Annotated in this window: 10 protein-coding genes and 1 riboswitch; of the genes, 9 read left to right on the top strand and 1 reads right to left on the bottom strand. The window is 40.4% G+C overall.

What is annotated here, in order from left to right:
• Positions 1-6: 6 nt before the first annotated feature.
• On the bottom strand, positions 7-1,257 hold the full coding sequence (gene metK, locus AC3E9U_RS06970) for a methionine adenosyltransferase (protein WP_488746190.1): 1,251 nt from the start codon (positions 1,255-1,257) through the stop codon (positions 7-9).
• A 697-nt stretch (positions 1,258-1,954) separates the two neighbouring features.
• Between metK and AC3E9U_RS06965 the strand changes: the two genes are divergently transcribed.
• From AC3E9U_RS06965 to metF, 9 genes are all read left to right on the top strand, one after another.
• Positions 1,955-2,131 (top strand): hypothetical protein, encoded by a 177-nt coding sequence (locus tag AC3E9U_RS06965; protein WP_488746189.1) that lies wholly within the window; start codon positions 1,955-1,957, stop codon positions 2,129-2,131.
• Positions 2,132-2,156: 25 nt separating this feature from the next.
• Positions 2,157-2,342: a hypothetical protein gene (locus AC3E9U_RS06960; protein ID WP_488746188.1), complete on the top strand. Its 186-nt coding sequence runs from the start codon at positions 2,157-2,159 to the stop codon at positions 2,340-2,342.
• 24 nt (positions 2,343-2,366) lie between these two features.
• Positions 2,367-2,825, top strand: a complete 459-nt coding sequence (locus tag AC3E9U_RS06955) for an OsmC family protein (RefSeq protein WP_488746187.1) — start codon at positions 2,367-2,369, stop codon at positions 2,823-2,825.
• Positions 2,826-3,244: 419 nt separating this feature from the next.
• On the top strand, positions 3,245-4,243 hold the full coding sequence (locus AC3E9U_RS06950) for an alpha/beta fold hydrolase (protein WP_488746186.1): 999 nt from the start codon (positions 3,245-3,247) through the stop codon (positions 4,241-4,243).
• Positions 4,240-6,657 carry a bifunctional aspartate kinase/homoserine dehydrogenase I gene (gene thrA, locus AC3E9U_RS06945; protein ID WP_488746185.1) on the top strand — a complete coding sequence of 806 codons (2,418 nt, stop codon included), beginning with the start codon at positions 4,240-4,242 and terminating at the stop codon, positions 6,655-6,657. The genes AC3E9U_RS06950 and thrA overlap by 4 nt, the downstream gene beginning before the upstream one ends.
• Before the next feature lie 23 nt (positions 6,658-6,680).
• Positions 6,681-7,853 carry a trans-sulfuration enzyme family protein gene (locus AC3E9U_RS06940; protein ID WP_488746184.1) on the top strand — a complete coding sequence of 391 codons (1,173 nt, stop codon included), beginning with the start codon at positions 6,681-6,683 and terminating at the stop codon, positions 7,851-7,853.
• 124 nt (positions 7,854-7,977) lie between these two features.
• Positions 7,978-8,080: riboswitch (SAM riboswitch) on the top strand.
• A 168-nt stretch (positions 8,081-8,248) separates the two neighbouring features.
• Positions 8,249-9,235, top strand: coding sequence for a homocysteine S-methyltransferase family protein (locus AC3E9U_RS06935; protein WP_488746183.1), 987 nt, complete (start codon positions 8,249-8,251; stop codon positions 9,233-9,235).
• Positions 9,235-11,913: a methionine synthase gene (gene metH, locus AC3E9U_RS06930; protein ID WP_488746182.1), complete on the top strand. Its 2,679-nt coding sequence runs from the start codon at positions 9,235-9,237 to the stop codon at positions 11,911-11,913. The genes AC3E9U_RS06935 and metH overlap by 1 nt, the downstream gene beginning before the upstream one ends.
• A 28-nt stretch (positions 11,914-11,941) precedes the next feature.
• Positions 11,942-12,898, top strand: coding sequence for a methylenetetrahydrofolate reductase [NAD(P)H] (gene metF / locus AC3E9U_RS06925; protein ID WP_488746181.1), 957 nt, complete (start codon positions 11,942-11,944; stop codon positions 12,896-12,898).
• The last annotated feature ends 77 nt before the right edge of the window (positions 12,899-12,975 follow it).

Raw genomic sequence — 12,975 nt, 5'->3', positions numbered from 1 at the left:
ATTAAATTATAATCCGAAAGCGGCTTTTACCTGATCAACATAGTCAAGTTTTTCCCAAGTAAATAACTCAACAGTTACTGTTTTTTCTTCACCTCCCGGAGATTTGAAAGTTTTGGTAACTGTTTCTGGTTTACGTCCCATGTGGCCGTATGCTGCAGTTTCACTATAGATAGGATTTCTTAATTTTAAACGTTGTTCGATGAAGTAAGGGCGCATATCAAAAATAGCTTCCACTTTCTTAGCGATTTCTCCATCGGTCAAACTTACTTTAGCAGTTCCGTAAGTGTTAATGTAGATTCCCATTGGTTTTGCAACACCGATAGCATAAGAAACCTGAACTAAAATCTCGTCAGCGATTCCTGCAGCCACAAGGTTTTTAGCAATGTGACGTGTGGCATAAGCTGCCGAACGATCTACTTTAGAAGGGTCTTTTCCAGAGAAAGCACCACCACCGTGAGCACCTTTTCCGCCGTACGTATCTACTATGATTTTTCTTCCCGTTAATCCTGTGTCACCGTGAGGTCCGCCAATAACGAATTTTCCGGTCGGGTTGATGTGGTACTGGATTTTGTCATTGAATAAATGAGCGTACTGAGGATATTTTGCAATAATTCTCGGAATCAAAATTTCAATAATGTCTTTTTTGATTTTTGCCAACATTTCTGCTTCTGCATCGAAATCGTCGTGTTGTGTAGAGATTACGATAGCATCAATACGAACCGGTCTGTTGTTGTTATCGTATTCTAATGTTACCTGAGATTTTGCATCAGGACGCAAATAAGTGATTGCCGAATTTTCTCTTCTTAAACCTGCAAGCTCCTGTAATAATTTATGAGACAGATCCAAAGCCAAAGGCATGTAATCGGCAGTTTCGTTGGTTGCGTAGCCAAACATCATTCCCTGGTCACCTGCACCTTGCTCTTCTTTGCTGGCACGGTCAACACCCTGGTTGATATCCTGAGACTGCTCGTGAATTGCAGATAATACACCACACGAGTTGGCTTCAAACATATATTCGCTTTTTGTATATCCGATTTTACGGATTACATCACGCGCAATTTGCTGAACATCCAAATAGGTTTTAGATTTTACTTCTCCTGCAAGTATAACCTGTCCTGTTGTAACTAAAGTTTCACAGGCTACTTTAGAATCGGCGTCAAAGGCCAAGAAATTATCGATTAATGCATCTGAAATTTGATCCGCAACTTTGTCCGGATGCCCTTCGCTCACTGATTCTGACGTAAATAAATAAGCCATAATTTAAGTTTTTTAAATTTTAAGCGAGGAAAAATAATTGCAGGGATTGCCTAAAGGAGTAGTGGTTACTGCTTTAGCATTTTTTATTGAGGTTGCAATCAGTTCAAATTTTTCCTCTGTTTCGGATGCAAATGTATGAAAGAAATTTAATATTTAGATAAAACTTGTCTTTTTTTTAATTTTTGTGAATTCGCAATAAAAGAGTCGTTATGAAGGGTTTGAATGCGTTTCTGTAAGTGAAAATGTTAAAATTTGTTTTTTTATTTGGTGGTTTGAAAAATAGTTTCCAATTTTGCACCATCAAAACGAAGAAAAAATGAACTCAATTAAACGAAATATGCATACTTGTAAGTGGAATATATCCGCAGGGGACGCTATTGTTTAAATTGAAAGTAAAATTTAAAATATAGAATCAAGCCTCTGCTAACCGCGGAGGCTTTTTTTTTGAATCAAATCGACGTAAAGCGATACAACAACAACAACAACATAGAAGTTAAAAAATGAAAACGACAACCATCAATAATAAGTTTATGAAACGAATGAAGTGGAATTGTAAACACTCCATGCATCATTATTGTTACCGACATCGGATGAGTTAATCTCAAGTTATAGTTCAAACTGTAAAAGTCCTTTTGGTAGCAAATCCGAAAGGACTTTTTTATTTACAATTAATATCAATCATATAAAAAATAAAATCATGACAGCTTTAAAAAATAAAATCAGAAGAATACAATCTATAGTTTCATCAATAGAAAATGCACCAAACGCTTTGTTAGAAGCTCAATTTGTGGAAGTAAGTGAAGATTTGGTATCGGATTCAGAACTACTGATCGTGCAAATCAATGAAGAGGAAAATGAATTCCTGTTCATCTAATAACAATCAATAAAAAATTAATATCATGACAGTTTTAGAAAATAAAATAAAAAGAATTGAATCGATAGTGTCGTCAATCGAAAATGCGCCAAGTGTTTTCTTTGGAAGCCTATTTACTACAGTTGCTGCAGTAAGTGAAGGATTGCTTGCTGATTCAGAATTGTTGATCCTTAAAATCAACGCGGAGGAAAACGAATTCCTGTTCATCTAATTGTTAAATAATAATCCAGAAGGTATGAGTAACAGAACAGTAATAATAACAGGGGTTTCCGGAAATGACAATCAGTTTTTGGTAAAAACCAACGGTTTTAATGTGACAATAGGTAACTCAGTTTCGTCACAATCCGGTGAGGTGCCAAGTCCAACCGATTTCCTGCTGGCAGGTTTTGCAGGGAGTATCAATGCAGTGGGCTTGCTTGTTGCGAAGGAACTCGGAATTGAATTACAATCCCTGGAAGTGGAAATCGCCGGTGAACTGGAAACAAAAAAAACAGAAGGCGTCCAAACGCGTTCAAGAGCGGGTTTCCGAAAAATTGAAGTGGTAGTGAAACCAATTTCGGAAGCGCCATTAGCGTTGTTAAAAGAATGGATCGATACCGTGAAAGAAAGGTGTCCGCTACGTGATAATCTGATCAATTCCACGCCGGTCATGCTGACTTTAGTAAAAGAATACAATCAGCACAATGCTGCTTAGTTAAAAATTGTTTGTTTGTTTTTTAAACTGCCTCCTGATGTGTATTTATGGGAGGCAGTTTTATTTTAAGGGAGTAAATGAATTACTTGTCAATAGAAAAAATAACTACAAAATGACTTCAAAAGATATTTTTTTAGAAAAAATAACTGTTTTATTTTTTTATTTAGAAAAAACATCTAAATTTGTCGCGAAATTAAAATAATGGAAATGAAACGAAATGAGCAAATGATGATGCATATGATGTGGAGAACCAATCCGCAGGGGATGCTTTTTGCTTAATTCGAACTTCATAGAATTTACAGCTGAAACCTCTGCACCTGCAGGGGTTTTTTGTTACCATAAAATGAGTTAAGAAATTGAAGAAGTAAACTAATAGTCGGGTCTCCTTTGAAGGCGGCAGTTTTAAAAGAGAAATAAAAATGAGCACATTAAAGAAAACAGATATTTTCGATTTTACATTGCAAAATGGCGTTGGCAAAAGTTGGTTGCCATTGTATTATCAGGTGTTCGGACGGTCAATCGGGACAGCTCCGGTGGTTTTGGTCAATCATGCGTTAACCGGAAATTCTGAGGTAACAGGAGAAAAGGGCTGGTGGGCAGAAGTGATCGGAGAAAATAAAACTATTGATACAACTATTTATACAGTAATCTCTTTTAATGTTCCCGGAAATGGTTTTGACGGAAATCCGGAAAATCTGATTGAAAACTATAAAGATTTCTCCATGAAGGATATCGCTAAACTCTTCTGGAAAGGGCTAAACTCGCTAAATATAAAACAACTTTTTGCAGTAATCGGCGGAAGTGTTGGTGGAGCGATTGCTTGGGAAATGGCTTTTTTACAACCTAAGAACATTCAGCATCTCATCCCGGTTGCATCCGACTGGAAATCCTCGGACTGGCTGATTGCGAACGTGCTCGTTCAGGATAAGATTCTGAATAACTCCAACAATCCGATTCACGACGCCCGAATGCACGCCATGTTGCTGTACCGAACACCTGAATCATTAAAAGCCAAATTCAACCGAAGCAAAAATGAAAATCAGGAAATGTATCAGATTGAGAGTTGGCTGAGACATCATGGAAAAAAACTGGAAAACCGATTTGAATTGGCCGCTTACAAACTAATGAATCATCTGTTGAAAACCATAGGAGAAGATATGGACAGCGAACAGTTTTTAGCTTTCGCAGAAGAAACATCCGTTAAGATCCATTTAATAGCCGTGAATTCGGATTATTTTTTTACGGCTGAAGAGAATAGGGAAACGTATAAAATTCTGAAAACAATAAAAAATGACGTCGAATACAACGAAATACAATCCATCCACGGACATGATGCTTTTCTAATTGAATTCGAACAGCTGAACAGCATTCTCAAAAATATATTTACAACAACTAAACTGGAAATACTACAAGCATGAAAATTTTAAAATTTGGAGGAAAATCATTAGCCTACGGTGAAGGTTTTGATAAAGTAATCAATATCATTTTAGATAAAGTCAAGAAGCAGGAGAAAATCGCGGTGGTCGTTTCGGCCATCGGAAATGCAACGGACGAACTGGAAGAAATTCTGGAGAAAGCAAAGAAAAATGAAGTTTATCGGGAGCAGTTGGAGAACTTCAAGAACTATCAGAAAGGGAATTCTTCGGTGGATCTGACATCGGAATTCACCTTATTGGAAAAACTTTTCGAAGGAGTTGCACTTTTAGGCGATTACAGTAAAAAGATAAAAGACAATGTGTTGGCTCAAGGCGAAGTGATTTCAGGAAAAGTTGTAACTCAAGCGCTGAAGGAAAAAGGGATCAACGCAAACTTCTCCGACACACGTAATCTGATTAAAACCGATGGTAAATTCGGGAATGCTCAGCCGGTCGACATCGTTTCGCGTAAAAATGTGCAAACGCACTTCAAAAGCAATAACGGCACGACGGTAAATATAGTGACAGGTTTCATTGCTTCTACCATCGATAATGAAACAACTACGTTGGGTAGAAACGGAAGTAATTTTACAGCTTCTTTATTGGCCAATTACCTCGAAGCCGAAGAACTGCAGAGTTTTACACATGTCGACGGAATCTTTACCGCCAATCCGGATTTAGTGCCGGACGCCCAAAAAATAGATCAATTGTCTTTTGAGGAAGCCAATGAGATTGCCACTTTCGGCGCAACGATTCTCCATGCCAAAACCATCATCCCACTTATCGAAAAGAAAATTCCGCTTCGAATTTTAAACACCTTCAACAGCACACATAACGGGACATTGATCAATTCCGAGAATTCAAGAAAGGGAATCAAATCGCTTTCGGTTTTGGAGAACGTTACTTTGGTGAATTTAGAAGGTCGTGGTCTGTTAGGGAAACCAGGTATCGATGCTAGGATTTTCAGGGCTTTGGCTCAGAATAATATTAGTGTGAGCATCATTTCGCAAGGTTCGTCCGAACGCGGTATCGGTTTGGTGGTGGAGTCGAAAGATGCGCAACGGGCCAAAGACGCGATTGAATCCGAATTCGAACTTGATTTTTACACGCATGACGTAAGCAGTGTTTATCTGACTGAAAATGTTTCGGTTATTTCCATCATCGGACAGGAACTGGCGACTTTCAACAAGCCATACGATGCTTTAATCCGCAATCAGATTATCCCGATTTTGTTCAACAACACCGTTACCGGAAAGAATGTGAGTTTGGTGGTGGAAAGAAGCCAGCTGAAAAAAGCCTTGAACGTGATTCATAGCGAGATTTTCGGAATCTCCAAAAAAGTGAATCTGGTGATTTTCGGACACGGGACAGTGGGAAAAACCTTGATAGATCAGTTGTTGGAAAGCCGTGAAAACATAATCCAGCGCAAGGGAATCGAATTAAATATTGTGGCGATTGCTAATTCACGTCAGTTTATTTTTGATGCCAAAGGTGTTTCGGGAGCATGGCAGTCGGAATTACAAAATGCCGGAAAGGAATCCTCGGTTGAAGCGATTTTAAGCGCTGTGAAAGAACATCATCTGGGGAATTTAATCGCGATTGATACGACGGCCAGTAAAGATTTTGTAGCCAATTATGTGGAACTCATCAAAAATGGTTTTGATTTGGTTTCAGCCAATAAAATTGCCAATACGAAAGAATACAGTTTCTACAAAAACCTACGCGAAAACCTTAATTTCTATCAGAAGAATTATTTATACGAAACCAATGTGGGCGCCGGATTGCCATTGATTGATACAATCCGTTTATTACATCATTCGGGCGAAAACATTACCAGAATCCGTGGCGTTTTCTCGGGAACGCTAAGTTACCTTTTTAATGAGTTTTCGGTTTCGGATAAAAAATTCAGCAATGTGTTGAAGGAAGCAATTGAAAAAGGATTCACCGAACCCGATCCGCGTGAAGATCTGAATGGAAATGATGTCGGTCGAAAACTATTGATTCTTGCCCGAGAATTGGATTTGATCAATGAATTCTCCGAAGTGAAAATCCAAAACCTGATTCCGGAAAACCTGCGAGAAGGCAGTGTGGTGGAATTCCTTGGCCGATTGGAAGAATTGAACCCGATTTATCAAAACACTAAAGTAAACCAATCCGAAAATCATGTATTGCGTTATGTTGGTGATTTGTCGGGCGATTTATCAGTGGAAAATGGTGCGAATCTGGAAGTGAGCTTGGTATCGGTTCCGCAGGAAAGTTCGTTGGGACAACTCAAAGGTTCGGATTCGATTTTTGAAATCTACACCGAATCCTACGGCGAACATCCGATAGTGATCCAAGGCGCAGGAGCGGGAGCGGCAGTAACAGCCCGCGGAGTCTTTGGTGATATATTGCGATTAGCCGAAAAAATTAAATAAGTATAATAAACAACAGCAATATAATGAGTAATACAGAATTTGGTTTCGAAACCCTAGCCATACGTACCCAAACAGAGCGCTCGCAATACCTGGAGCATTCCGTTCCGCTTTATTTAACTTCAAGCTTTGTTTTTGAAGATGCGGAAGATATGCGTGCCTCTTTTACCGAAGAAAAGGATCGTAACATTTACAGCAGATTCACCAACCCGAATACCAGCGAATTTGTGGAGAAAATTTGCCAGATGGAAGGTGCAGCGGCAGGTTATGCTTTTGCCACGGGAATGGCAGCTATTTATTCGACTTTCGCGGCGTTGCTGGAATCGGGTGACCACATTGTTTCGGTAGGTAGTGTTTTCGGATCGACGCATACGTTGTTTACGAAATACTTCCCGAAATGGAATATCACAACCAGTTATTTCGATATCAACCAGCCTGAAACTATAGAGGATTTTATACAACCCAATACTAAAATCCTTTTTGCCGAATCACCAACCAATCCGGCTGTCGATATCATCGATTTGGAATTGTTAGGGCAGATTGCTAAAAAACACAGCCTGATTCTGATTGTCGATAACTGTTTCGCAACACCTTATATTCAGCAACCGATAAAATTCGGAGCCGATTTGGTAGTGCATTCAGCGACAAAATTAATCGACGGACAAGGACGTGTTTTGGGTGGAATTACGGTAGGTCGCGAAGATCTGATCCGTGAAATTTATCTGTTTTCAAGAAATACCGGACCTGCTTTATCACCGTTCAATGCGTGGGTATTGTCCAAAAGTTTGGAAACCTTGCCGATTCGTGTGGAAAAACACTGCGAAAATGCATTGAAGGTAGCCGAGTTTCTGGAAAGTCATCCCAATGTGAATAAAGTAAAATACCCGTTTTTAAAATCGCATCCGCAGTACGAAATTGCAAAAAAACAAATGCTTTTGGGAGGAAGTATTGTGGCTTTTGAAATCAAAGGCGGAATAGAAGCAGGAAGACAGTTTTTGGATAAAATCCAATTGTGTTCTTTGTCGGCGAACCTTGGCGATACGAGAACCATTGTTACCCATCCGGCTTCGACAACGCACAGCAAATTGACTGAAGAAGAACGTCTGGCAGTAAGTATCACCGATGGTTTAGTGCGAGTGTCTGTTGGGCTGGAAACTGTTCAGGATGTTATCAATGATTTAAAACAGGCTTTAGGATAAAAATCTGTAATAATTAAAAATTGCGGAATAAAATTCTAAATCGACTCCACACATTGTCAATATGTAGAAAATATTTCTAAATTTAAAAATTATTGTTAGCTTTGCAGCGTTCTTAAACATGCTGATGTTATCACGAAAGGCAGAGGGAATAGACCCGATGAAGCCTTAGCAACCCTACTCTTGTAGAAGGTGCTACATTCTACCTCGCTATGCGGGACAGATAACAGGATACTTTTTTCGGTATCTCTCTGATTTCACGATAACATACATTTTTAGGATTTGAAGCGAAAGGTCTCGATAGCTATCGGGACGGGGCTAAATAATAAACAAATCGATTTTTGGTAACAATTTTCAGGACTGAGAACTGTTAACCGTAAACTGAGAACTCAAAAGTTATGTCAAAAATAAACGAAGCGATAAAAGAAAGAATCCTCGTGCTCGACGGAGCGATGGGAACTATGCTGCAACGCTACAAATTCGAAGAAGAAGATTTTCGAAGTGAGCGTTTCAAAGATTTTCCGCATCCGTTAAAAGGGAATAACGATTTGCTTTCCCTTACCCAACCTGAGGCAGTAAAATCAGTACACCGTGCTTATTTTGAAGCGGGTGCCGATATTGTGGAAACCAATACGTTCTCAGGAACGACTATCGGTATGGCAGATTATCACATGGAGGATCTGGTATACGAGCTTAACTACCAATCGGCAAAAATCGCCAGAGAAGTAGCGGATGAATTCACAGACCGACCGCGATTTATAGCCGGTTCCATCGGACCAACAAACCGAACCGCCTCCATGTCGCCCGACGTGAACGACCCGGGCTATCGTGCCGTAACGTTTGACGAACTTCGAATTGCCTACAAAGAGCAGGTAGAAGCTTTAATCGATGGAGGTTGTGATGTGTTGTTGGTGGAAACAATTTTTGACACCTTAAATGCAAAAGCAGCTTTGTTTGCCATCGAAGAAGTGAAAGAAGAACGCAATATCGATATTCCCATCATGGTTTCGGGTACGATTACCGATGCGTCGGGTAGAACCTTATCGGGACAAACCGTAGAAGCGTTCCTGATTTCCATTTCGCATATACCATTATTGAGCGTTGGTTTCAATTGCGCTTTGGGAGCCGATCAGCTAAAACCGTATTTGAAACGGTTGGCGCACAATACTTCGTTTAACATTTCTGCGCATCCGAATGCCGGTTTGCCAAATGCTTTTGGACAATACGATCAAACGGCAGAAGAAATGCAGGCATTAATCAAGGAATATCTGGACGATAATTTAATCAACATAATAGGCGGTTGCTGCGGAACTACTCCGGAGCACATCAAGCTAATTGCTGAAGTAGCCGCCAATTACAAACCAAGAGTACTGGAGGAAGCATAATGAGCGAAGGAGTAAGCCACAAATATTTAAAACTATCGGGGTTAGAGCCCTTAATTGTTACGCCCGAGACCAATTTCGTGAATGTAGGGGAACGTACCAACGTAACCGGTTCGCGAAAGTTCCTGCGTTTAATCAAGGAAGAAAAATACGAGGAAGCATTGGACATCGCCCGTGCCCAGGTGGAAGGCGGTGCGCAGATCATCGATATCAATATGGATGAGGGAATGTTGGACGGCGTTTATGCGATGACCAAATTCCTGAACCTGATCGCTTCTGAGCCTGATATTTCACGTGTTCCTGTGATGATCGACAGTTCCAAATGGGAAATCATTGAAGCAGGACTGAAAGTCGCACAAGGAAAATGTGTGGTGAATTCCATCAGTCTGAAGGAAGGTAAAGAAGCTTTTCTTCATCATGCAAAACTGATAAAACGTTACGGAGCCGCTGTAATTGTCATGGCGTTTGATGAGATGGGACAGGCGGATACTTATGAGCGCCGCATCGATATCTGTAAACGTTCGTATGACATATTGGTAAATGAAATCAACTTCCCTGCGGAAGACATCATTTTCGACCCGAATATTTTTCCGGTAGCGACCGGTATGGAAGAACACCGCCGCAATGCGTTGGATTTCTTCTTAGCGACCAAATGGATCCGTGAAAACCTTCCGTATGCAAATATTTCGGGAGGAGTAAGTAATGTGTCATTCTCATTCCGTGGTAACGATAAAGTTCGTGAAGCAATGCATTCGGCGTTTTTGTATCATGCCATAAAACACGGTATGACCATGGGAATCGTGAATCCGGAAATGCTGGAGGTGTATGATGAAATCGATGCTACGTTATTGGAATATGTAGAAGATGTTTTGTTAGACCGACGTGATGATGCTACCGAAAGACTTTTGGAGTTAGCTGAAAGTTACAAAGGCGATGTCAAATCTCATGAGAAAGCGGTGCAGGAATGGCGCAGTGGTTCGTTACAGGACCGAATTACACACGCGTTGGTAAAAGGAATCGATGAATTTATCGAAATTGATGTGGAAGAAGCACGTCAGTCCGTAACCCGTCCGATCGAAGTCATTGAAATCAATCTGATGGCCGGAATGAACGTAGTGGGCGACTTGTTCGGAAGCGGAAAAATGTTCCTACCGCAAGTGGTAAAATCCGCCCGAGTGATGAAAAAAGCCGTGGCTTATCTTCTACCCTATATAGAGGCAGAAAAAGACGGGGCAACTTCTTCAGCCGGAAAAGTATTGATGGCGACCGTTAAAGGAGATGTGCACGACATCGGAAAAAATATTGTTTCGGTGGTTTTGGCCTGTAACAATTTCGAAATCATTGATTTAGGGGTGATGGTACCGCCGGAGAAAATCATTGAAACAGCTATTAATGAGAATGTAGATATCATCGGTTTGAGTGGACTGATCACGCCATCATTGGATGAAATGGTTTATCTTGCTAAGGAAATGGATAAACGCAACATCAAAATTCCGATCATGATTGGTGGTGCGACAACATCCAGAGCGCATACAGCGGTGAAAATTGCACCAGAATACAGAGAAACTGTGGTGCACGTAAACGATGCATCTCGTGCGGTAACCGTAGCCGGAAATTTATTGAATAAGGATAAAAAGATATACGCCAGCACGATTCGGGCGGAATACGAAGCCTTTCGCGAAACCTTTTTGAACCGACAACGTGACAAGAGTTATCTGAAGATCGAGCAGGCAAGAGCCAATAAATTAAAACTGGATTGGGAAGCCTATCAACCCAAAAAGCCAAATTTCATCGGAGTAAAAACCATTGAATTGAAATTGGAAGAATTGGTTCCGTACATCGACTGGACGCCGTTTTTCGGATCGTGGCAGCTTTTCGGAAAATATCCGGCGATATTGACGGATAATGTGGTAGGCGAACAGGCGACGATTTTGTTTGCTGACGCTCAGAAAATGCTTCAGCAGTTACTGGAAGAAAATTGGCTAACGGCAAAAGGTATTTACGGGATTTTCCCGGCGAATCAGGTGAATGATGATGATATTGAATTGTATGACGAAAACGGAAAGGTGTTGGAAACTTTCTTAACACTTCGTCAGCAATCACAAAAAACCATAGGGGCGCCTAACATCGCTTTGTCTGATTTCATTTCCCCAAAGGAACTTAGTAAAGAGGATTACATGGGCGCCTTTTGTGTTACAACCGGTTTTGGTGTGGATGAAAAAGCCAAAGCCTTTGAAGACAATAACGACGATTACGCTTCCATTATGGTTAAAGCTTTAGGAGATCGATTTGCAGAGGCTTTTGCGGAATATCTGCATGAGAAGATCCGTAAGGAAATCTGGGGTTATGCTTCAGAAGAAAAGCTTTCCAACGAGGATCTGATTAAAGAAGAATATAAAGGGATACGTCCGGCTCCGGGCTATCCTGCCTGTCCGGATCATTTGGAGAAACCTACGATCTGGAAATTGTTAAACGTAGAAGAAAACATAGGGGTAACATTAACGGAAAGTATGGCCATGTGGCCGGCTTCTTCGGTTTCGGGATATTATTTCGGACATCCTGAAAGTAAGTATTTCGGACTCGGAAAGATCAAAGAAGATCAGGTACGCGATTATGCCAAAAGAAGAAATTGCACCTATGAATATGCGGAGAAATGGTTGAATCCGAATATTGCGGATTAGCCATAAACCATAAACTGTAAACTAAGAAATGAAAGTTACACAACATTTAGAAAAAGCCAACGGGAAACCTTTGTTCTCCTTTGAAATATTGCCCCCGTTGAAGGGCCAGAACATCAAATGCATTTTTGATAACATTGAACCTTTGATGGAATTCAAACCGCCTTTCATCGATGTTACGTACCATCGCGAAGAGTATGAATTCAAAGAACTTCCAAGCGGATTACTGGAAAAGAAAATCGTAAAGAAACGCCCCGGTACGGTTGGAATCTGTTCGGCGATTCAGAATAAATACCAGGTAGATGCCATTCCGCATATTTTGTGCGGCGGGTTCACAAAGGAAGATACCGAGAATTTTCTGATTGATATGGATTTTCTTGGGATTGACAATGTAGTTGCACTTCGAGGTGATGCCGTGAAAAGCGAAATCTACTTCAAACCCGAAAAAGAGGGACATTCCTATGCTTCGGAATTGGTAACGCAAATCAACGATCTGAATAATGGCGTTTATCTGGATGCGGATCTGCAAAACACCAACAAGACAAACTTCTGCATCGGTGTGGCCGGTTATCCGGAGAAACACATGGAAGCGCCAAGTTTGGACAGCGATATTTATTTCTTGAAACAAAAAATTAAGAATGGAGCCGATTATATTATCACACAGATGTTTTTCGACAACAAGAAATTCTTTGATTTTGTGGATAAATGCCGTGCTGCCGGAATTACAGTGCCTATTATTCCCGGGTTGAAGCCAATTTCAACCAAAAAACAATTGAATCTTATTCCCCACCGCTTCAAAGTGGATTTACCGGATGATCTGATTATGGAAGTGGTGAAAGCAAAAGACAATGAAGCGGTTTCGCAAATCGGGATCGAATGGTGTATTCAGCAAAGTAAAGAATTACAACAGGCCGGAATTCCGGTTTTGCATTATTATTCTATGGGTAAGTCGGAGAATATCAGGCAGATAGCGTCAAATGTGTTTTAATTGTAAGATTTGTCGACTTTTCAAGTTGCTTGTCGTAAATTAATTGTTTTTGAGATTTAGTTTAATAAATTTATTTC

The sequence above is a fragment of the Flavobacterium sp. 21.1 genome, assembly GCF_057801535.1.
This window is presented reverse-complemented; position numbering and strand designations above follow the sequence as displayed.